The sequence below is a fragment of the Polynucleobacter sp. IMCC30063 genome, assembly GCF_021395235.1.
Lineage (GTDB): Bacteria > Pseudomonadota > Gammaproteobacteria > Burkholderiales > Burkholderiaceae > Polynucleobacter.
In genome coordinates, this window is sequence record NZ_JAJVCQ010000001.1 from 61,507 (window position 1) to 82,643 (window position 21,137).

18 protein-coding genes are annotated in these 21,137 nt (G+C 45.2%); 13 read left to right on the forward strand and 5 right to left on the reverse strand.

Annotation, left to right across the window (positions count from 1 at the left end):
• Positions 1–12: 12 nt before the first annotated feature.
• The gene (locus LZG75_RS00305; protein ID WP_233934729.1) at positions 13–396 is read right to left on the reverse strand and encodes a gamma-butyrobetaine hydroxylase-like domain-containing protein; all 384 of its coding nucleotides are present in this window, start codon (positions 394–396) and stop codon (positions 13–15) included.
• Positions 396–4,232, reverse strand: a complete 3,837-nt coding sequence (locus LZG75_RS00310) for an FAD/FMN-binding oxidoreductase (RefSeq protein ID WP_233934730.1) — start codon at positions 4,230–4,232, stop codon at positions 396–398. Before LZG75_RS00310 ends, LZG75_RS00305 begins: the two co-directional genes overlap by 1 nt.
• A 122-nt stretch (positions 4,233–4,354) precedes the next feature.
• Here LZG75_RS00310 and ilvA point away from each other — a divergent pair, with 122 nt between their 5' ends.
• From ilvA to queF, 4 genes are read left to right on the forward strand one after another with little or no spacing between them, the layout of a single operon-like run.
• Positions 4,355–5,875 (forward strand): threonine ammonia-lyase, biosynthetic, encoded by a 1,521-nt coding sequence (ilvA, locus tag LZG75_RS00315; protein ID WP_233934731.1) that lies wholly within the window; start codon positions 4,355–4,357, stop codon positions 5,873–5,875.
• 1 nt (position 5,876) lies between these two features.
• A complete protein-coding gene (locus LZG75_RS00320) occupies positions 5,877–6,782 on the forward strand; it encodes a 5'-nucleotidase (RefSeq protein ID WP_233924534.1) in 906 nt (301 codons plus the stop codon).
• A 52-nt stretch (positions 6,783–6,834) separates the two neighbouring features.
• Positions 6,835–8,088 (forward strand): hypothetical protein, encoded by a 1,254-nt coding sequence (locus LZG75_RS00325; RefSeq protein WP_233934732.1) that lies wholly within the window; start codon positions 6,835–6,837, stop codon positions 8,086–8,088.
• A gap of 29 nt (positions 8,089–8,117) precedes the next feature.
• The gene (gene queF / locus LZG75_RS00330) at positions 8,118–8,957 is read left to right on the forward strand and encodes an NADPH-dependent 7-cyano-7-deazaguanine reductase QueF (RefSeq protein ID WP_233924532.1); all 840 of its coding nucleotides are present in this window, start codon (positions 8,118–8,120) and stop codon (positions 8,955–8,957) included.
• Positions 8,958–8,966: 9 nt separating this feature from the next.
• On the opposite strand, the gene ssb is transcribed toward queF, so the two are convergent.
• Complete coding sequence (gene ssb, locus LZG75_RS00335) at positions 8,967–9,422, reverse strand: single-stranded DNA-binding protein (RefSeq protein ID WP_233924531.1); 456 nt, start codon at positions 9,420–9,422, stop codon at positions 8,967–8,969.
• 94 nt (positions 9,423–9,516) lie between these two features.
• Positions 9,517–10,707, reverse strand: a complete 1,191-nt coding sequence (locus LZG75_RS00340) for an MFS transporter (RefSeq protein ID WP_233924530.1) — start codon at positions 10,705–10,707, stop codon at positions 9,517–9,519.
• Between the two features lie 37 nt (positions 10,708–10,744).
• Between LZG75_RS00340 and uvrA the strand changes: the two genes are divergently transcribed.
• Positions 10,745–13,696 carry an excinuclease ABC subunit UvrA gene (uvrA, locus tag LZG75_RS00345; protein ID WP_233924529.1) on the forward strand — a complete coding sequence of 984 codons (2,952 nt, stop codon included), beginning with the start codon at positions 10,745–10,747 and terminating at the stop codon, positions 13,694–13,696.
• A 1-nt stretch (position 13,697) separates the two neighbouring features.
• Here the strand turns inward: uvrA and LZG75_RS00350 are convergent, their stop codons facing one another.
• A complete protein-coding gene (locus tag LZG75_RS00350) occupies positions 13,698–15,680 on the reverse strand; it encodes a monovalent cation:proton antiporter family protein (protein WP_233934733.1) in 1,983 nt (660 codons plus the stop codon).
• A gap of 11 nt (positions 15,681–15,691) precedes the next feature.
• Here LZG75_RS00350 and LZG75_RS00355 point away from each other — a divergent pair, with 11 nt between their 5' ends.
• The 8 genes from LZG75_RS00355 (at position 15,692) to hprK (ending at position 21,137) form a co-directional block, all read left to right on the forward strand.
• Complete coding sequence (locus LZG75_RS00355; protein ID WP_233924527.1) at positions 15,692–16,684, forward strand: SIS domain-containing protein; 993 nt, start codon at positions 15,692–15,694, stop codon at positions 16,682–16,684.
• A 37-nt stretch (positions 16,685–16,721) separates the two neighbouring features.
• Positions 16,722–17,294, forward strand: a complete 573-nt coding sequence (locus LZG75_RS00360; protein WP_233924526.1) for an HAD family hydrolase — start codon at positions 16,722–16,724, stop codon at positions 17,292–17,294.
• 3 nt (positions 17,295–17,297) lie between these two features.
• Positions 17,298–17,939 carry an LPS export ABC transporter periplasmic protein LptC gene (gene lptC, locus LZG75_RS00365; protein WP_233934734.1) on the forward strand — a complete coding sequence of 214 codons (642 nt, stop codon included), beginning with the start codon at positions 17,298–17,300 and terminating at the stop codon, positions 17,937–17,939.
• A 1-nt stretch (position 17,940) separates the two neighbouring features.
• Positions 17,941–18,507, forward strand: coding sequence for an LptA/OstA family protein (locus LZG75_RS00370; protein WP_233934735.1), 567 nt, complete (start codon positions 17,941–17,943; stop codon positions 18,505–18,507).
• Positions 18,504–19,271, forward strand: a complete 768-nt coding sequence (gene lptB, locus LZG75_RS00375; RefSeq protein ID WP_233934736.1) for an LPS export ABC transporter ATP-binding protein — start codon at positions 18,504–18,506, stop codon at positions 19,269–19,271. The genes LZG75_RS00370 and lptB overlap by 4 nt, the downstream gene beginning before the upstream one ends.
• A gap of 97 nt (positions 19,272–19,368) precedes the next feature.
• Positions 19,369–19,692, forward strand: coding sequence for a ribosome hibernation-promoting factor, HPF/YfiA family (gene hpf / locus LZG75_RS00380; RefSeq protein ID WP_233924522.1), 324 nt, complete (start codon positions 19,369–19,371; stop codon positions 19,690–19,692).
• Positions 19,689–20,147, forward strand: coding sequence for a PTS sugar transporter subunit IIA (locus LZG75_RS00385; protein ID WP_233934737.1), 459 nt, complete (start codon positions 19,689–19,691; stop codon positions 20,145–20,147). Before hpf ends, LZG75_RS00385 begins: the two co-directional genes overlap by 4 nt.
• A gap of 3 nt (positions 20,148–20,150) precedes the next feature.
• Complete coding sequence (gene hprK, locus LZG75_RS00390; protein ID WP_233924519.1) at positions 20,151–21,137, forward strand: HPr(Ser) kinase/phosphatase; 987 nt, start codon at positions 20,151–20,153, stop codon at positions 21,135–21,137.

Genomic DNA, 21,137 nt, shown 5'->3' on the forward strand with positions numbered 1-21,137 from the left:
AGTGCTTAGCAATTAGTGGCTACAGCTATGGCCTTTTTGACCCATTGGGGTATCTCGGTCAATGCCAGCATCAGCCAATTTTTGCAAATGTTCTGCCCATAAGGCTTCTTGATTCTCGGCCAAATGAAAGAGGAAATCCCAAGCATATAAACCAGAATCGTGACCATCGGAAAAAGTAAACTTGAGGGCATAATGGCCGACCGGCTCAATCTTACTAATTAGTATCGCCCGCTTGCCTGTTTGTAGTGTTTCTTGGCCAGGGCCGTGCCCTCTCACTTCGGCAGAGGGTGATAAAACCCGCAAAAACTCAAACGGCAGACAAAAGGTCTTGCCGCCTTCATAGGCGAGTTCTAAGACCTTCGATTGTTGATGCAACACCACATTTGTTGGAATCATTAAACCAATACCCTTTCAATACCGCCCAGATTAGCTTTTGTCACATAGTCTTGCATCCAATTGTGCCCTAGTAAACGTTCAGCCATCTCTACCACAATGTAATCTGCTTTGGTGTCACTGTCTGCATCAAAGCGTGATAACCCCTGCAGGCAAGAGGGGCAACTGGTTAAAACCTTGACTGTGCCTGTGAAATTCTCCTGCAGGGCCTTGGCGCCCTTTTCCATCTCGATTTGTTTGCGAAACCGCACTTGCGTAGCAATATCAGGACGAGTAATGGCCAAGGTGCCCGATTCACCGCAACAACGCTCATTTTTCTGAATTAACTCGCCACTTTCAGTTTGAATTAATTCATTTACAGTCTTTAATGGGTCTTGGAGCTTCATCGGCGAATGGCAGGGATCGTGATACATATACTGAACGCCAGTGACCCCCGTTAAATGCACGCCTTTTTCTAATAAATATTCATGAATATCAATAATGCGACAGCCTGGAAAGATTGAGTCGAATTGATAACCCGCCAATTGGTCATAACAAGTGCCACAGGAAACAACTACTGTTTTGATGTCTAAATAATTTAAGGTGTTAGCCACCCGATGAAATAAAACGCGATTATCGGTAATCATTTGGTCAGCGCGCGCAAAGTCGCCAGTTCCTCTTTGTGGGTAGCCACAACACAAATAGCCTGGGGGCAAAACGGTTTGCACGCCAACATTCCATAACATGGCTTGGGTCGCTAAGCCAACTTGTGAAAAAAGCCGTTCTGAACCGCAACCTGGAAAATAAAATACCGCCTCAGTATCGGCCGTAGTCGTTACGGGGTCACGAATAATCGGCACGTAATTCGCATCTTCAATATCGAGCAAAGCGCGCGCTGTTTTCTTGGGCAAATTGCCCGGCATTTTTTTATTAACAAAGAAAATAATTTGCTCTTTAATAGCCGGCTTACCTAGTGTTGCAGGTGGATGTAGCGTTTGCTTACCGGCCCATTTGCTGAGCAGGGTATTACCCATGCGTTGCAGGCGATAGCCCCACTCGATCATGCTCTTGCGGGCTAAGCGAATAGTCTCGGGATCAGTAGCATTGAGAAAAAACATCGAGGCAGTAGTGCCTGCATTAAAACGTTGTTGCCCCATTTTACGCAGTAAGTTCCGCATATTCATGGTCACATTACCAAAATCAATTTTCACCGGACAAGGCGTTAAGCACTTATGACAAACCGTGCAATGAGCGGCAACATCGTCAAACATATCCCAATGGCGAATAGAAATACCACGGCGTGTTTGCTCCTCATATAAAAAAGCTTCAATTAATAATGAGGTTGCTAAAATTTTATCGCGGGGACTATAAAACAAATTTGCGCGCGGTACGTGCGTGGCACACACGGGCTTACATTTTCCACAACGTAAGCAATCTTTAATACTGTCAGCAATGGCACCAATATCACTTTGCTGCATGATGATCGATTCATGTCCCATCAATCCAAAACTAGGTGTATAGGCCTGAGATAAATCGGCATGGGGCATTAATTTTCCTTTGTTGAAATGCCCATTGGGATCGACTGTATTTTTGTAGGCGCGAAAATCCTGCAGCTCTAGATCGGTGAGATATTCAAGCTTAGTAATACCAATACCGTGCTCTCCAGAGATGACCCCATCTAATGATCGGGCTAAAGCCATAATCCGAGCGACAGCAAGATGGCCATCTTGCAACATCTCATAATCATCGGAGTTCACTGGAATATTCGTGTGCACATTGCCATCACCCGCATGCATGTGTAAAGCAATAAAAACGCGTTTACGCAAAATGCGTTGATGAATAGCGATAATTTCTTGTCTAATTGGTTCAAATGCCAGCCCGCTAAAAATAGTCTCTAGTTCGGCCTTGACTTCAGTTTTCCATGAGGCACGGAGTTGATAGGTTTGTAATTGCGGAAAATATTTTTCGATCTCACTCAACCACAAAGCCCATCGAGCCCGCACGTTGGCAATTAAATCGCTGGCTTGCTCAAGACGATCGCCAAATAATTCTGCGCTAGGTATTGCAAATTCATCTTCTTCTTTACCTAAGGGCAAATTTTCTTTTTTTATATAGTGCTCTAAAGCATCGAGTAATTGCAGTTTATTTTTAAGCGAAAGTTCGATATTAAGACGCTCAATACCATCGGTGTACTCGCCCATGCGTGGCAGGGGAATTACCACATCCTCATTAATCTTAAACGCATTGGTATGACGAGCAATCGCTGCAGTACGGGCGCGATCAAGCCAAAACTTCTTTCGTGCCTCGGGACTAACGGCGACAAATCCTTCGCCCACCCGTAAATTAGCCATGCGTACGACTTCGCTAGTGGCAGCGGCCACTGCAGCTTCATCATTACCCGCAATATCACCGATTAAAACCATCTTGGGTAAGCCATGGCGCTTAGATTTGGTAGCGTAGCCAACTGCTTTTAAGTACCGATCATCGAGGTGTTCTAAGCCAGCCAAAATGGGGCCCCCTTGGCTACTTAACTGATCAATGTAAGCTTTAATTTCGACGATACTGGGAATAGCTTCACGGGCAGGCCCAAAAAATTCTAAGCAAACTGTGCGCATAAATTGCGGCATTTGATGAAGTATCCAGGTAGCACTAGTAATTAAACCATCACAACCCTCTTTCTGAATGCCTGGTAAGCCTGCTAAAAATTTATCGGTTACATCTTTGCCAAGACCCGTCTTGCGAAACCGTTTTCCGGCAACCTCAAGTAACTCACTGCGCAGAATTTTTTTGCCTGGGGCATCCGACCCATCTGACCAGGTCAACTCAAACCGAGCTAACTCAACCTCATGAATTTTGCCCAGATTATTGTCAAGGCGTCTCACTTCAAGCCAATTGCCTTGGGGATCTACCATACGCCAGCTGGCTAAATTATCTAATGCCGTACCCCAGAGTACGGCCTTTTTACCTCCAGCATTCATGGCAATATTACCGCCAATGCAACTAGCGTCAGCGGAAGTTGGATCAACTGCAAATACCAAGCCAGCCTGCTCGGCTGCATCGGCTACTCGTCGGGTAATTACTCCGGCGCCAGTAAAGATGGTTGGGGTTGAGGTACTGAGCCCAGGCAAGCTTACTGAATTAACTAAGCCAATCTGCTCTAACTTTTCAGTGTTGATAACTGCCGACATGGCGTACAACGGAATTGCTCCGCCGGTATAGCCGGTACCGCCCCCACGGGGAATAATGGTGAGGCCTAATTCAATGCAGGCTTTGACTAAATTAGGTATTTCGGCTTCGGAATCGGGCTTCAACACTACAAAGGGATATTCCACCCGCCAATCGGTAGCATCGGTTACGTGCGCGACCCGCGAGATACCATCAAACGTAATATTGTCATTAGCCGTAAACCGACTAAATATTTTTTGCGCTTTCTTGCGCAGTTCGGCAACCGTAATAAATTCAGCTTCAAAGCGCTCAACTGCACCCCGCGCGGCATTTAACAAAATACTAACTTGTTCGGCCGAATCGGCAGTCACGCGTTTTTCTACTTCCTTTAAGCGATGCCACAAGGCATCCACTAATAGTTGGCGCCGTTTAGCGTTATCTAATAAATCGTCTTGCAAAAAGGGATTGCGTTGTACAACCCAAATATCGCCCAAAACCTCAAACAACATTCGGGCAGAGCGCCCTGTGCGTCGACTAGCGCGTAATTCTGTTAAGGCCTGCCAAGCTTGCTCACCCAATAGACGAATGACGACCTCACGATCAGAAAATGAGGTGTAGTTGTAGGGTATTTCGCGCAAACGGGGTAAATCAGTTTCAGCAGCGAGTATCTGATTAAGTCCGAGGGGAGCATTCATGGGACAAACTTGAATAAATAGTTATTTTAATTGAGCCAGAGCCGATCCTGACAGTATTTAGTGAAAAGCAGTAACCCCTTCCAAAATAAGGGCTTAAGACCCATCCGTGGTACGCTCATTAGATGGCAACCAACTACCTAAAAAAAATTCTCGCCGCCAAGGTCTACGATGTCGCTCGTGAAACTGAGCTCGATTTCGCACCCCAGCTATCGCAACGCCTCGGAAATCGAGTTTTGCTGAAACGTGAAGATAATCAAAGCGTTTTTTCCTTTAAATTACGCGGGGCCTACAACAAAATGGCCCATTTACCCCCTGCTGCACTAAAACGGGGCGTCATTGCTGCTTCGGCTGGTAATCATGCCCAAGGAGTTGCTTTAGCTGCCGCCAAAATGAAATGTAAAGCCGTGATTGTGATGCCCATCACCACGCCAAACGTTAAGATTGATGCAGTTAAAGCCCATGGCAAATCTTGGGTTGAGTTGATTTTATGCGGCGACTCGTATAGCGATGCTTACGCCCATGCCCAGTTACTAGAAAAAAAACGTGGGCTTACTTTTGTGCATCCTTTTGATGATCCTGATGTAATTGCAGGCCAAGGAACGATTGCCCAAGAAATTTTTCAACAATGCCAAAGCCCAATTGATGCCATATTTGTTGCCATTGGCGGCGGGGGTTTAATTTCAGGTATTGGGGAATACGCCAAAGCCGTGAGTCCTAAGACCAAAATTATCGGCGTCCAGGCGCTAGATTCAGATGCGATGAGACGCTCTCTCAAAGCAGGCAAACGCGTGGAACTAAAAGAGGTTGGTCTATTTTCGGACGGCACAGCCGTAAAACTGGTGGGTAAAGAAACATTTCGGATTTGCCAACGAGTAGTGGATGAAATTGTGACTGTAGATACCGATGAAATTTGCGCCGCCATTAATGATGTATTTAGTGATACCCGCAGCATTCTTGAGCCTGCAGGCGCCTTAGCGATTGCAGGATTAAAAAAATATGTCATCCACAAGAAAATTAAAAAGAAAACGTTTGTGGCAATTGCTTGTGGCGCAAATATGAATTTTAGTCGCTTGCGCTTTGTTGCTGAACGCGCCGATGTTGGAGAATTTCGTGAAGCTGTTTTTGCTGTCACCATCCCTGAAGAACGCGGCTCGTTTAAGCGTTTTTGTGAACTTTTAGGTAAGCGTAATGTAACCGAATTTAATTACCGCATTGCTGATCAACGTGAGGCGCATATATTTGTTGGTATTTCTACTTTAAAGGCGCAAGATAGTACGGCGATTGCCAAACACTTTAATCAGGCAGGCTTTTCTACCATTGATCTGACCCATGATGAATTAGCAAAATCACACTTACGTCATATGGTCGGGGGCCACTCACCCTTAGCTAAAGATGAACTCCTCTATCGCTTTGAGTTTCCCGAAAGACCGGGGGCGCTGATGCGGTTTTTAACCAGCATGGCACCCAATTGGAATATTAGTTTGTTTCACTACCGTAACCATGGGGCCGACTATGGCCGGATTTTGGTCGGTATTCAAGTACCAAAAACAGATCAAAAAGCATTCCAAGACTTTCTCATCACTTTGGGATATCCCCATTGGAACGAAAGTAAAAATCCAGCCTATCAACTCTTTTTAAAATAAGATGGCCTACAGTCTCTCCGGAAAATTAGTCGTGGCCATTTCATCGCGCGCCTTGTTTGATTTTGAGGAGGAGAATAATCTGTTTGAGTCAAGCGATGACAGTGCGTACATGAAACTGCAATTGGAGAGGCTGTCAATTCCTGCGCGCACCGGTGTCGCCTTCCCCCTTGTAAAAAAATTATTGGCTTTTAATTCAGGTGAGGAACAGCGAGTAGAAGTCGTTATCCTCTCGCGTAATGATCCCGTCAGTGGTTTACGGGTATTCCGTTCAGCAGTCCACCATGGCTTACATTTAGAGCGGGGGGTTTTTACCCGCGGGCGCCCGCCTTATCATTACTTACGCTCACTGCATGCCAATTTATTTTTATCCGCTAATGAAGAAGATGTGCGGGCCACAATTGATGCGGGCTTTCCAGCAGCTCGAGTCTATCCGGAATCCAATACCAGCGCTGAATCACATCCCGATGAAATTCGTATTGCCTTTGACGGCGATGCTGTTTTATTTTCTGATGAAGCCGAACAGATATTTCAAAATAAGGGCTTAGAGGCTTTTGTTGACCATGAGAGTAAAAAAGTGTCTGTGCCTTTACCACCGGGTCCTTTTAAACCTTTGCTAGAGGCGCTCCACCGCTTACAAAACCAATCGGGTGAAAAGGGCATGCGGATTCGTACCGCCCTGGTTACTGCTCGGTCTGCACCAGCTCACGAACGAGCAATTAGAACTTTGATGGATTGGGGCATAGAAGTTGATGAAGCCATGTTTTTGGGTGGCTTATCAAAAAGTGATTTCTTGCGCGAATTCGAGCCTGATTTCTTTTTTGATGACCAAACGGGCCACTGCCAAGCCGCAGCTACAGTAGCGCCGACTGGGCACGTAGTTTCGGGTATTGCGAATCGCCAAAACTAGAAAACGACAAGCAATGGCGCGCTGGCACATTCGATTTGACAGCAATAAATTAATGGCCCTGTGGATTTTTTTGGGCTTATTTCTTCTTTATAAATGCCTGCACCCAGCTATTGATGGAGATGGCGTAGATCGATTTAATGATTTACTGGCATTGATTAACGGGCAATCTCCAACGAGTAAGTTCTCTACTATTCATGCCATCATCTCCTTCCCGCTCTATTGGGTAGGCGCTTTTTTTGAAAAAGCGAAGCTTACTACCGCCTGGTTCAATCCGCTTATTTTTTGCCTGCTTTTATTATTTCTCGTGCGCGCAATGCCAACTCGCACAATGCAATTTTTTGTCGCTATTTTTATGCTTGCTACCTCCATGTTCCCCAATCACATCATGACTTACTATGGTGAGACACTGACTGCTAGCGCAATTACATTAGGAATCATTGCGCTCTTAAAAGAGCGGCTTTTTTTAGCAGTAGTTTTATTGAGTATTGGCGTAGTGCAAACACCAGCAACCTTGCCTGCACTTGTTTTATCGCTCATTTTTTTAGCCCTAAAGTTACGCAAACCCCTTTATCTCTTCATCATCCTAATGCCAGCTAGTGCAATCATCTTTGAAAACTATGTCAAGTCTGGCGCCATCTTTGCTTCACCCTATCTCGTGGCAGATCAAGGCACTGTCACGATATTGCCGTATTCTGGAAAAGCAGGTTTTAGTTACCCCTTTGTTTTAGGATTTATCTCAATTCTATTTTCTTTTGGCAAGGGCTTGCTATTTTTTATCCCAGCAATTTTTCTTAGGTTTTTTATAAAACCGCACACCAGCGCCGACCAAAAATTATTTTTACTCATCGATGCACTATTAGTTTTTGTTTTTGGCATGATATTAATTTACGCTAACTGGTGGTCTTGGTATGGTGGTTTTTTTTGGGGACCTCGGTTTTTTTTACTCGCCTGTATCCCCGCCTCTTTACTTTTAGCTTATGGAGTTTGTTTAGCTGAGCTCTCTTTCAAAACTCGCCTAGTTCTGCTGTCAACGATATTGTGGAGTTTTTGGGTTTGTATCCAAGGTTTTCTATTTAGTGTGCGCGACCTAGCAAGCTGTTTAGAAAATAATGCTGCTTTACAATTTTTGTGTTGGTACACTCCTGAATTTAGTCCGCTATTCAGACAATGGATTGTTGGCTTTCCTAACATTCATTATCATCAAACGCTTTATATTCTCTGGGGTGTTATTTCGGTTTTATTCAGCATTTGGTGGCTCTTTTTTATTCCCAAAAAGACCAATGAAATGGTTCTGCGCTCAAGTTAACCTTCTTACTATTTATTCTTTTTATTTTTATGGCTTTAATTAATTTAAGACCTCAACTTGGGCAGCAAACAGCTTACCCCACTCACTATGATCCTGGCTTACTGTTTCCAATTGACCGCGCAACACAACGGGCTAAATTGTTGCAGCCCACTCAGAAAACGCTGCCTTTTTTTGGCGTTGATATTTGGAATGCCTATGAATTAAGCTGGCTTAATGCTAAAGGCAAACCACAAGTTGCTTTAGCGGAATTTATTTTTCCTGCAGATTCACCCAAGATGGTTGAATCTAAATCATTTAAGCTTTACTTAAATAGCTTAAATAATGAGCGCTTTAATTCGGCAGAAGAGCTGGGCCTGCAACTTCAAACTGATTTATCACTAGTTACAGAAGCGCCAGTACAAGTTCGTATTATTAAGCCTGAAGAAGCTGCTACTCATGGTATTCATGAATTAACAGGCGATTTACTGGATCGACTTGATCTTGATGTTGACCATTCGCTTGCTGCTGATGCAGCGCTACTCAGTGCCGATATTACTGCGGCACCAATTGAACAATGCCTAGTTTCTCATCTACTGAAATCGAACTGCCCAGTAACCGGACAACCAGACTGGGCTAGCATTCAAATCCGGTATTTTGGCAGGCCTATAAACGAAGCAGGTTTATTGCGCTACCTCATTGGCTTTCGCCAGCTAGGGGAGTTTCATGAGGACTGCGTAGAGACTATTTTTTGTGCCATTAAAGAGCGCTGCGCGCCAGAAAAATTAGCAGTTTTTGCGCGCTATACCCGCCGCGGTGGTTTAGACATTAACCCATTTCGTGCTGATTACAATGCTGCCTGGCCAGCCAATGTTCGGCATGCCAGGCAGTAGGGCTCATTCTTAAAACGGAATATCGTCGTCCATTGCACCAAGTGCCCCTGCCGAGGCTGCTGGGTTAGCGCCAGCATCACTCGGTTTAGTACGAGGCGCGTTATCACTTCCTTCGCTACTCGCACCAGACATTTTAGAGCCTAACATTTGCATGGTTTCAGCTCGAATTTCTGTGGAGTATTTTTCTTGACCACTTTGATCGGTCCATTTACGCGTGCGTAAACTACCCTCAACATATACTTGCGAACCTTTTTTTAAATACTGGCCCGCAATCTCGGCTAACTTACCGAAAAAAGCCACCCGATGCCATTCGGTAGTTTCTTTCATTTCGCCAGTTTGTTTATCTTTGTAACGATCTGAAGTTGCTACTGAAATATTGGTTACTGCGTCGCCACTGGGCAAGTAACGTGTTTCTGGATCGCGCCCAACGTTACCTACGATGATGACCTTATTTACCGAAGCCATGTTGTCTCCCGAAGAAAATGAATTTATAAAATTACAGCTCACTGAACATCAATAAAATACCGCTGTGCTAATAGTAAAACCAGCAAATGTCTGCTTAAGAACTGGATGGAACCGAGCCTAGAGGCGATTTTTTAGGTTTCGCAGGCGGCTCTTGCATCGGCCATGCAATTATAAGCCAGCCGATTAAGAGGGCCCCACCCAAAATAAAAACTGCGTGCTCACCATGGTGTTCCGTAATCCATCCGCCAATAGCTGCACCAGCAAATAAACCAATCGACTGCGTGGTGTTATAAATTCCTAAAGCAGCGCCTTTCGATTCTTTGGCCCACCTAGACACTAAGGCGGGCTGCAATGCTTCCAGTAAATTAAAACCCACAAAATAGGTGAGCAAGGCAATGGCAATCATTAAAACGGTGGCGGCCTCAATAAAGATAAATTGGGATACCAACAAAAACCCAATACTGAGTAAAACTGAAAGGCGTAAACACTGTTTCTTTTCTCCGTAAATTAATAAAGGTGCGATTAAGATAAATGAAATGAGCACCACTGGCAAATACACCAACCAGTGATTTGCTAGTGGAAAGCCTGCCTGCACTAAAAGGCGTGGAACTACAAAAAACATGGCCACTTGCGTTGCATTGAGAATAAAGACACCGATATTAAGCCGCGCTAATTCAGGTCGGAGAAATATTTTTATTAAGGGAACTGGCTGTGAAGGTGGCTTGACAGGGGTGCTTGGCACGACGAAGAGGGCCACCAATATAGCGATAAAACCCATTACTGCTAAGAGCATAAACATGCCATTTAAATTGATGAGTCGATAAATTGGCGCAGCAATGACCAGTGATAGCGCAAACGACAAGGCGATACTGCCACCCACTATCGCCATTGCCACGGTTCTTACTTGCTCGCGGGTGAGGTCTGCCACCCAAGCAGAAATAGCAGCCGAAATGGCTCCAGCGCCCATAATGCCGCGGCCAATACCAATCCAGAGCAAATCATCGTGACTTGAAGCGATGATGGCCCCAACCACAAATAAGGCTAACCCCCAAACGACTACCGGCTTGCGTCCAATGCGGTCGGATAAGGCGCCTAAGGGAATGTGAAAAAACGCCTGAACAATATTAAACATGCCTAAAGATAGGCCGACCCAAAAGGCATGCTCGCCCCCCGGTAAATCGCGGGCATGCAGGCTAAAGACCGGCAAGATAAGGAATAGGCCCAGCATCCGCAGGCCAAAAATGCCTGCTAAAGCGAGAGTGGAGCGAAGTTCTGAAGGATTCATGAGAAAGAGCTATATTAACAAGTTACGCTAAAAAAACATGAATACTGAAATCAAGATCCGCGGCGCACGCACGCACAACCTCAAAAATATCAACCTGGATATACCCCGAGAAAAACTGGTAGTCCTTACTGGCTTGTCTGGCTCGGGCAAAAGCTCACTGGCATTTGATACGCTTTATGCCGAAGGTCAGCGCCGCTATGTCGAGTCGCTATCGGCCTATGCGCGGCAATTTTTACAGTTAATGGAAAAACCAGACGTTGATGTCATTGAGGGCTTATCGCCAGCAATTTCAATTGAGCAAAAAGCCACTAGCCATAACCCCCGCTCTACCGTGGGTACCGTAACTGAAATTCATGATTACCTCCGCCTCTTGTTTGCCCGTGCTGGCACGCCCCATTGTCCTGATCACAATTTAGCGCTTGCCGCCCAAAGTGTTTCGCAAATGGTTGATACCGTTTTAGCCATGCCGGAAGATACCAAGTTAATGATCTTAGCGCCCGTTGTGAGCGAACGTAAAGGTGAATTTGTTGATCTGTTTCAAGACTTACAGGCCCAAGGTTTTGTACGTTTTCGGGTTCGCTCTGGTGGTGGCACGACCAATACGGCCAAAGCGGAAATTTTTGAAGTTGATCTACTGCCTAAGTTAAAAAAGCATGACAAACATTCAATTGAAGTTGTTGTTGATCGAATTAAAGTTCGCCCTGATATTCAGCAACGTCTAGCGGAATCTTTTGAAACGGCCTTGCGCTTAGCTGAGGGTAAAGCGATGGTCGTGAATATGGATACGGGTGAAACAACTATTTTTTCCAGTAAATTTGCCTGCCCGATTTGCGCCTACTCGTTACAAGAATTGGAGCCGCGTTTATTCTCCTTTAATAATCCTATGGGGGCATGCCCTACCTGTGACGGCCTCGGCCATATTTCCTTTTTTGATCCTAAAAGAATTGTGGCACATCCTGATTTATCGCTGGCATCGGGTGCAATTAAAGGGTGGGACCGTCGGAATCAATTTTATTTCAAACTGTTACAAGCCCTCGCTAAGCATGCAAACTTTGATCTTGAAAAACCGTTTGAAAATTTGCCTAAAAAAGCCCAAGAGCTGATTTTATTTGGTTCCGGAGAAATTCAAATTCCCTTTGAATATTTAAATGAACGCGGCAAGTTAAGTGTGCGCGAACATGCCTTTGAGGGAATTGTGGCAAACTTTGAAAGACGCTATCGCGAAACCGATTCAATGACCGTGCGTGAAGAGCTTGCGCGCTATCAAAATATATGCTCTTGTCCCGATTGCAATGGCACTCGCTTACGTCGTGAAGCACGCTTTGTGAAAGTGGGTGATGGGCAACAAGCGCGCGCAATTTATGAAATTAGTGCCCTGCCACTTCGCGAAGCTAAAGACTATTTTGAAAACCTAGCACTCAAAGGCGCTAAAAAAGAAATTGCTGACAAAATTGTTAAAGAAATTGGCTCCCGCTTACGCTTCTTAAATGATGTAGGACTCGACTACCTTTCGCTTGAGCGCAGCGCTGATACGCTGTCTGGCGGAGAGGCTCAGCGAATTCGTTTGGCTTCACAAATTGGTTCTGGCTTGACTGGGGTAATGTATGTACTAGATGAACCTTCCATTGGTTTGCATCAACGTGATAACGATCGTTTAATTACCACCTTGAAGCATTTGCGTGATTTAGGTAATAGTGTTTTAGTGGTTGAGCATGATGAAGATATGATTCGCTCAGCTGACTATGTTATAGATATTGGTCCAGGCGCTGGGGTGCATGGCGGGCAAGTCGTGGCAATTGGTACCCCAACTGATGTTGAAAATAATCCCGCTTCGCTAACTGGCGATTATTTAGCCGGGCGTGAACGCATCGAGGTACCAGATAAACGCATTCCAGTAGGCGAGCGCTTTCTCACCATTTTAGGTGCTCGTGGTAACAACCTACAAGCGGTTAATGCTTCTATTCCAATAGGTTTGATGACTTGTGTTACCGGAGTATCGGGCTCTGGTAAATCAACCCTGATTAACGATACCTTGCACTTCGCAGTTGCGCAGCATTTATATGGCTCAAGTGCAGAGCCTGCAGCCCATGATGGCATTGAAGGGCTAGATCATTTTGATAAAGTTATTAGCGTTGATCAATCGCCCATTGGGCGAACTCCGCGTTCTAACCCTGCTACCTATACTGGTCTTTTCACCCCCATTCGAGAGTTGTTTGCTGGGGTGCCTGCGGCCCGTGAGCGCGGCTATGAAGCAGGTCGCTTTTCTTTTAATGTGAAAGGTGGACGCTGCGAAACTTGCGAGGGTGATGGCGTTTTAAAAGTAGAAATGCATTTTTTACCCGATGTCTATGTGCCCTGCGACGTTTGTCATGGTAAGCGTTATAACCGCGAGACCCTAGATATTCGCTATAAAGGCAAAAATATTCATGAGGTACTGTCAATGACAATTGAACAAGCCCATGAATTTTTTGCCGCTGTTCCTGTAGTTAAGCGTAAATTAAAAACCTTGCTCGATGTTGGTTTAGGTTATGTGAAGCTAGGTCAAAGTGCTACAACTTTATCGGGCGGAGAAGCACAACGCGTCAAATTGTCACTTGAGCTTTCCAAGCGGGATACGGGCAGAACACTTTATATTTTAGATGAGCCCACTACGGGACTTCATTTTCATGACATCCAACTATTACTGACGGTCATTCATACGCTAAAAAAACAGGGAAATACCATCGTGGTAATAGAACACAATTTAGATGTGATTAAAACCGCTGATTGGATTATTGATTTAGGTCCTAAAGGCGGGGCAGGCGGTGGACAAATTATTGCGTCGGGCACACCTGAAGAGGTAGCCCAAAACGCGGCCAGCTTTACAGGTCAATATTTAGCGCCTTTATTAAAAAAAGGCCAAGAACCCAAAACACCGCGTAAGACTGCGCCGCTTAACAAGAATAAATCTAAAGCGGCAGTTGAGACCTTTGCCGAAGCCATTAAGTAGTCTAAATAAGCTTAGCTTCGGCTATTTCAAGCGCTTCAGAATTACCCGATAAAACTAAAATATCGTTCGCTTGTAAGTGTAAGTCGGGCTTGAGGTCTAGCTTGGTGTAATCAGCGCCCATCAGCTTCCGTCTGACTGCTTGCACTGTAATGCCATCTAACTCAAAATGTAGCTCTGCCAAAGTCTTGCCTATACTCAGTGCGCCGGGCATCAGCGTGACGGTATGTAAGCGCCAAGCTTCGTTTTCACTAAAATCCTCGTCAGTAGAGCCCCGAAAATATCCCCGCAATAAGCTATAACGCGCTTCACGAGCTGCCGTAATTGTTCTAACCACCTTGCGCATTGGCACCCCCATAATGAGTAAGACATGTGAAGCTAACATGAGGCTGCCCTCGATTAACTCGGGGATTACTTCAGTGGCTCCTGCGGCTTGTAATTTTCCCAAATCCGCATCGTCGGTAGTGCGAACTAAGACTGTCATTCCAGGCCGCAGTTTTTCAACCTGATGCAGTACCTTTAAACTCGCTATCGTATCGGCGAAGGTAATTACCACAGCCTTTGCCCTTACTAAACCTGCTGCAACTAAATAGTTTTCACGGCTCGCATCTCCATAGACCACTCGATCTCCAGCTGATACAGCTTCGGCAATACGATCGGGATCGAGATCTAAGGCCAGATAAGGAATTTTTTCCTGATCCAATAAACGTGCCAAACTTTGGCCCGAGCGCCCAAAACCACAAATAAGCACATGTTGATCATTGCGCATACTTTGTGCAGCTACACGCGTGATGGCAAGCGACTGCAAAAGCCACTCTGTACTCGCAAAGCGCATTGCAAGCCGCTCACTAAATTGAATTAAAAAAGGCGCCCCTAGCATTGACAACAGCATCGCCGCCAGCACCGCTTGACTCAGTAGCGGGTCAATTAAATCTAAGCCGTCAATTTGAGTTAGCAACACAAAGCCAAATTCTCCCGCTTGCGCCAAACATAAACCCGTGCGGATGGCAACCCCAGGGCTGGAACCATACAGGCGCGCTAAAACAGTAATCACTATAAACTTCAAAGCTAAGGGGGCTATCAATAAAAGCAATACCAGATGCCACTGAACAACCAGCACTTGCAAATCTAATAACATCCCAATAGAAATAAAAAATAGGCCTAAAAGAACATCGCGAAATGGCTTAATATCATCTTCAACTTGGTGACGATAGGGTGTTTCTGAAATTAACATTCCCGCTAAAAAAGCGCCTAAGGCTAATGACAAACCAAAATAGGCTGTTAACGCTGACATTCCCAAAACAATTAAAAGTAAATTGAGCATAAACAGTTCTTGCGAACGTAAACGCGCCACTAATTTAAACCAGCGACTCATTAGAGTTTGGCCAATAAAAAATATCAACACTAACGCTATTGTTAGCTTGATTGCGGTTAGCGATAATGCTTCGAATAAGTCATGGGGGTTTTTACCCAGCGATGGTAATAAAATTAAGAGAAAAACCACTGCCAAATCTTGAAACAATAAAATGCCAATCACATTGCGGCCATGCTCCATTTCTAACTCTGCACGGTCGGCTAGTAATTTAGTCACAATAGCGGTCGAAGACATCGCTAATGCGCCACCAAGCGCAATTGAAGCATGCCAAGATAAGGGATAAAACGAACTGATTAAGAAGCTCGCCGGCACGGCCAAGAGCATCGTCATAATGACTTGACTGCCACCCAAGCCAAAAACGATCGTCCGCATGGCCTTTAATTTATGTAAATTAAATTCCAGTCCAATGGAAAACATCAAAAAAACCACGCCAAACTCGGCTAAATACTTTACCGTTGCCGAATCATTGGCCACTGCCAAGGCATTGGGACCAATTAAAATACCAATGGATAAATAGCCCAAAATTGGTGGTAAACCAAAATAGCGGAAAATAAGGACCCCGGCTACTCCAGAGCCTAACAAAATGAGCGTTAATTGAAGGACTGACGGCATATACTGATCCCATGATAGCGAAGACCCGTGACCGAACCCTAATGCTGGCCCGTGATACCCTCACCATCGAAGCCGAAGCCTTGCAGGCCATGCGCGACCGCCTAGAAGGCGCAAATGCTGAAACCCTCATTCGAGCAGTTGAATTGCTACACGACTGTAAGGGACGCATTGTGGTCTCGGGTATTGGGAAATCGGGTCATATTGCCCGTAAAATTGCAGCTACCTTTGCCTCTACCGGTTCACCCGCTTTTTTTGTGCACCCTGCTGAAGCTAGCCATGGCGATTTAGGAATGGTGACCCGCGATGATGTTTTTGTAGCGCTATCTAATTCCGGCGAAACGAATGAATTGCTTACGATTCTGCCCATCATTAAACGCACTGGGGCAAAACTCATTGCCCTCACCGGCGCCCCGAATTCCTCATTAGCACAGTTGGCTGATGCACATTTAGATACGAGCGTAGCAAAAGAAGCCTGCCCTCTCAATTTAGCGCCTACCAGCAGTACAACGGCAGCTTTAGCAATGGGGGATGCCCTAGCTGTAGCTTTACTTGATATTAAGGGTTTTCAAGCGGAAGAATTTATTCGCTCCCATCCTGGTGGGCGCTTAGGCAGAAAACAATTTAGCTATGTTAGCGAAGTCATGCGACCCCTGAATCAAACTCCCCAAATTAACATTGATGCCACTCTGCCAGAAGCCTTACTCGAGATGAGCGCTAAACAAATGGGTATGGTTATTGTCTTGAATCACCAACAAAAAATTGTTGGTATTTTTACCGATGGTGATGTGCGTCGTTTACTTGAAAAGTCAATCGACTTAAGCGGTATTTCTTTGCAAGCCGCGATTACTAATCAACCCCATACCATCCCCCCTGAGCTTTTAGCAGAAGAGGCCATTGAGATGATGGAAAAATTTCGCATTAATCATTTGGTGGTGACTGCCCCAGATGGCAGTTTATTGGGCGCGCTTAATTTGCATGATTTATTTGCTGCAAAGGTAATTTAAGCCGCCGTGATCAGGGTAATTGAATTTTTTTCTATTTATGTCTAACGCTTTTAATACGCCGGTTAGCAATGCATTGAGTCGCTTTCCCCAAGCTTGGGAGCGGGCGACGCACATCAAACTACTCGTATTAGATGTGGATGGCGTGCTTACGAATGGGCAAATTTATTTAGGAGCCGATGGCCAAGAAATAGCCAAAGCTTTTGATATTCAAGATGGGTTGGGAATTAAGCTATTACAACAATGCGGTATTCCCTGTGCAGTAATTACTGGCAGAAGCTCTCCCATTGTGAGCGCTCGTTGTGCTGAGCTCGGTATCGCCCATCTTTTTATGGGTGTAACTCAAAAAACTATCGCCCTCGAGCAACTATTAACCACGCTCAATCTCGAACGCGATCATATAGCAGTAATGGGTGACGATTGGCCTGATTTGCCAATGATGCATCAGGCAGGCCTGATTGCTTGCCCAGCCTCGGCCCATGCTGGCGTTAAACAACAGGCCCATTTAATTACTGAACGAGCCGGTGGTTATGGCGCTGTACGGGAGCTATGTGATCTCATTTTACAAGCCCAAAATCGCTACGAAGCCCTGCTAAAGAAGGCTGGTAAGTAGATGATGGAATGGAATTTACAGCGGGTCAAAATGGGTATTTTGCGCACGCTGTTGGGCCTCACGCCGCTGGTATTAATGTTAGGCCTGACCCTCGCAACCTATTGGTTAGTTGAAAAAAATAGCCCCGCTACGCTACCTGCTAGCGCTCCTGCGCGTTTGCATGTGCCTGATTACACTATTACCAATGGCGCGCTCTCAACCTTAAATGAATTAGGCGAAACAAAAAATCGGGTCATCGGTAAACAATTAATTCACTATGAAGACGATGCCACCATTGATATTACGGCACCACGCATGCGTTCCTTTCAACCCCCAAAAGTACCAGTTACCGTGCAAGCGAATGTAGGTCACTTAGATGGCGATATTTCGATCCTCGATTTGTCTGGAAACGCAGAAATTTTTCGTCCTGCTCAACCCGCCCTCGAAACTCAAAAAGCGGCATCGCAAATGATTGCGCTATCTAATTATTTTCAAGTGCTCATTAATGAAGATCTGATTAACACTCGCTACCCCTTAACCCTTGAGCAAGGTCTCTCCATTTTGACTTCAAATGAAGGAGGCAGCTTTAATAATGTGACTCAAACCATGACTTTATTTGGCAAAGTACAAGGTCGTATTGAGCGAGAACAGCAGGGTCAACGCTGAAATGAGAAATAAACAATATGGTGTTTTTTTCATCCTGCTAAGTCTTTGCTACGGTTTTTTTTCTTCATTTGCGATCGCAGAAAAAGCGGATCGAGATAAAGCCTTAATTCTTAATGCTGATTCGGTATCTGTGGATGATGTAGACCAACGTTACATCTTAAAAGGCGATATTTTGTTGGTTAAAGGCAGTATTGTGATTACAGGTGCAGATAGTGTGATTCAAATCGACCCCGAGGGCTATCAAGCAATTCAAATTCAAGGTACGCCTGAGCTTGTTGCCAGCATTCGCGAGCGACGTGAAGGCCCTGCAGAAGAATTTATGCAGGGACGTGGTAAAGAAATTTTGTACGATAATAAAAATGAAGTATTAACCTTAATTGGTGAGGCAAACTTTAAGCGTTTATTAAATATGCAAACCCTTGATAACTTATCTGGCTGGAAAATTCAGTACGATGATCAACAGCAACGCTATCTAGTGATTCCCCCTACTACAGATGCTTCCCTGCTAAGCTCACCCCCCCTAGCGCGGGCTATTTTGTCGCCACGCCGTAAGACTCCGATCAAATGAAATCCCCTTCTCCCGCTAGTAATCTGCCAGCCATTCTGATAGCGCAGCATTTACAAAAAAAATATGGTTCACGGGCAGTTGTACGCGATGTCACTATTGAAGTTAAAAGCGGTGAGGTGGTCGGTTTACTTGGCCCCAATGGCGCCGGCAAAACGACTTCCTTTTATATGATTGTCGGATTAGTACCATTTGATGATGGCACGATTCAGCTTAATGGCAAGGAAATTAGTCATTTACCTATTCATGAGAGGGCGCGAATGGGCTTATCGTATTTGCCGCAAGAGGCTTCCGTTTTTCGCAAGCTAACAGTGGCCGAAAATATTCAAGCGGTTCTTGAACTGCAAGTTCAAGGGGGCAAAGCGCTCGGTAAAAAAGAAATTCGCCAGCGCCTCGATGAATTACTGGATGAGCTCCAGATAAGCCATTTACGCGACAACCCGGCTTTATCGCTTTCAGGCGGTGAACGCAGACGAGTTGAAATTGCGCGCGCCCTCGCCTCTCAGCCAAAGTTTATTTTGCTCGACGAACCATTTGCTGGGGTAGACCCTATTGCGGTTGGAGAAATTCAGCGCATTGTGCGCTTTCTAAGAGACCGCCAAATTGGTGTTCTGATTACCGATCATAACGTGCGTGAAACCCTTGGTATTTGCGACCATGCTTATATTATTAGTGAGGGTAGCGTCTTGGCAGCCGGTAAGCCCGATGAGATTATTCAAAACGATGCCGTTAGGCGGGTCTATTTGGGTGAAAATTTCCGCATGTAATGAAAAAATTGTAAAACCCTTGGAATTGCTTCGAATCACTGCTAACCTAGAGTTTCGTCGCGACAACAACCGACTTTAAATAATCGAGGACTTGCTCATGAATCTAAAAATTAATAGTCGTCATCTTGAAATTACACCTGGAATTCGGATGCATCTTGAAAATGGAGTGCAAAAAATTCTCAAGCACTTTGATCAGGTAATTGATGCCTCAGCATTTTTAATGATCGATAATGCTAAAGAGAAAAATCTGCGCCAAACTGCTGAAATCACGTTGCATCTGAAAGGGAAAGAACTGTTTGCTCAAGCACATCACGAAGATCTATACCATGCGATGGATAATGTGGTGGACAAATTAGAACGACAAGTAATGAAATATAAAGAAAAGCACCAAGACTACCAGCACGAAAAGCCTTTTGAATGAATGTTCTCAGCCCCCTATTTACTACAAACTGTATTGCGCTTAACAGCCCCGCTAAAAATAAGAGCGAGGTATTTGCGGCTGCTGCCGCTTTATTTGCTGAACAACTCAAGCCCATTTCAGCTGACACAGTCTGTAGTTTTTTGAATGCGCGCGAACAACTAGGCTCCACTGGCCTAGGTGCTGGGGTAGCGATTCCCCATGGTCGAGTCAAAGGCCTTAAGCATCCTTGCGCAGCCTTCATTAAAGTGGCAACGCCAATTGATTTTGCCGCACCAGATCAATTGCCGGTGAGTATTTTAGTTTTTCTCTTGGTGCCAGAAAAAGCTACTCAAGAGCACCTCGAAATACTTTCTGCAATTGCTCAAGTACTCTCTGACCCAAAGGCACGTGTCGCATTAGAAAATGAAATTGACCCTGAAAAAGTGTGCCAATTACTATGCCATTGGAAGACCTAAATTATGACGCAGTCATTACTGCTTGAAAGCTTAAGCGCCCAACAAATTTTTGATGACAATGTGGGTGATTTAAAACTCTCCTGGGTTGGTGGTCTAGAAGGTGCTGAGCGTAAATTTCCGTCCGAGGCTGTCTTAGCCGCCTCTGCTTCCTCAGACTTAGTGGGTCACTTAAATCTCATCCACCCTAGTCGCATTCAGATTTTTGGTACTCAAGAAGTTGCCTATCATGCTGCTCTAGCACCAGAACAACGGCATATGCAGCTCGCTAGCATGCTTTCAAAAGACCCCCCATGCGTAATTGTGGCCGATGGTCAAGAGGCCGATCCCGACCTACAACTGTATTGTCAGCGCTCTTCAACCCCCCTATTTTCTACCCCTGTTTCTGCTGCAACAGTAATTGATAATTTGCGTACTTACTTAAGCAAAATCGGCGCGCCCCGCATTACCATGCATGGTGTCTTTATGGATATCCTAGGTTTGGGCGTCTTAATTATGGGTGAATCGGGTCTTGGTAAAAGCGAATTAGGGCTCGAGTTAATTTCCCGTGGCCATGGTTTAGTTGCTGATGATGCCGTTGACTTTTCAAGGCTTGGCCCCGATTACATCGAAGGTCGATGCCCGATTATTTTACGCGATTTGTTGGAGGTACGCGGTCTTGGTTTGCTCGATATTCGCACTATTTTTGGCGAAACAGCGGTTCGGCGGCGACTGAAATTACGTTTAATCGTTCAACTCGTGCGTCGCTCAGACGGAGAGTTTGAGCGCTTACCCATTGACGCTCAGCATATTAACGTACTCGATGTGCCAATTCGTACAGTTAAAATTCAGGTTGCTGCTGGCCGTAATTTAGCTGTTTTAGTTGAAGCTGCGGTGCGCAATACTATTTTGCAATTACGCGGTATTGATACCCTCAAAGAATTTATCGAACGGCAGCGGAGCCAAATGAACGCTGACGCAGAAAATAGTAAGCTGCAAGGGCGTTTACTTTAA

Excerpts from the sequence above, each read along its gene's own strand:
- LZG75_RS00385 (WP_233934737.1), top strand. The coding sequence starts at position 19,689 with ATGAATGTTCTCAGCCCCCTATTTACTACAAACTGTATTGCGCTTAAC.
- lptC (WP_233934734.1), top strand. The coding sequence starts at position 17,298 with ATGGAATGGAATTTACAGCGGGTCAAAATGGGTATTTTGCGCACGCTG.
- LZG75_RS00305 (WP_233934729.1), bottom strand. The coding sequence starts at position 396 with ATGATTCCAACAAATGTGGTGTTGCATCAACAATCGAAGGTCTTAGAA.
- LZG75_RS00350 (WP_233934733.1), bottom strand. The coding sequence starts at position 15,680 with ATGCCGTCAGTCCTTCAATTAACGCTCATTTTGTTAGGCTCTGGAGTA.
- LZG75_RS00340 (WP_233924530.1), bottom strand. The coding sequence starts at position 10,707 with ATGAATCCTTCAGAACTTCGCTCCACTCTCGCTTTAGCAGGCATTTTT.
- LZG75_RS00310 (WP_233934730.1), bottom strand. The coding sequence starts at position 4,232 with ATGAATGCTCCCCTCGGACTTAATCAGATACTCGCTGCTGAAACTGAT.
- uvrA (WP_233924529.1), top strand. The coding sequence starts at position 10,745 with ATGAATACTGAAATCAAGATCCGCGGCGCACGCACGCACAACCTCAAA.
- hpf (WP_233924522.1), top strand. The coding sequence starts at position 19,369 with ATGAATCTAAAAATTAATAGTCGTCATCTTGAAATTACACCTGGAATT.
- LZG75_RS00360 (WP_233924526.1), top strand. The coding sequence starts at position 16,722 with ATGTCTAACGCTTTTAATACGCCGGTTAGCAATGCATTGAGTCGCTTT.
- hprK (WP_233924519.1), top strand. The coding sequence starts at position 20,151 with ATGACGCAGTCATTACTGCTTGAAAGCTTAAGCGCCCAACAAATTTTT.
- LZG75_RS00355 (WP_233924527.1), top strand. The coding sequence starts at position 15,692 with ATGATAGCGAAGACCCGTGACCGAACCCTAATGCTGGCCCGTGATACC.
- LZG75_RS00370 (WP_233934735.1), top strand. The coding sequence starts at position 17,941 with ATGAGAAATAAACAATATGGTGTTTTTTTCATCCTGCTAAGTCTTTGC.
- queF (WP_233924532.1), top strand. The coding sequence starts at position 8,118 with ATGGCTTTAATTAATTTAAGACCTCAACTTGGGCAGCAAACAGCTTAC.
- lptB (WP_233934736.1), top strand. The coding sequence starts at position 18,504 with ATGAAATCCCCTTCTCCCGCTAGTAATCTGCCAGCCATTCTGATAGCG.
- ssb (WP_233924531.1), bottom strand. The coding sequence starts at position 9,422 with ATGGCTTCGGTAAATAAGGTCATCATCGTAGGTAACGTTGGGCGCGAT.
- LZG75_RS00320 (WP_233924534.1), top strand. The coding sequence starts at position 5,877 with ATGGCCTACAGTCTCTCCGGAAAATTAGTCGTGGCCATTTCATCGCGC.
- ilvA (WP_233934731.1), top strand. The coding sequence starts at position 4,355 with ATGGCAACCAACTACCTAAAAAAAATTCTCGCCGCCAAGGTCTACGAT.
- LZG75_RS00325 (WP_233934732.1), top strand. The coding sequence starts at position 6,835 with ATGGCCCTGTGGATTTTTTTGGGCTTATTTCTTCTTTATAAATGCCTG.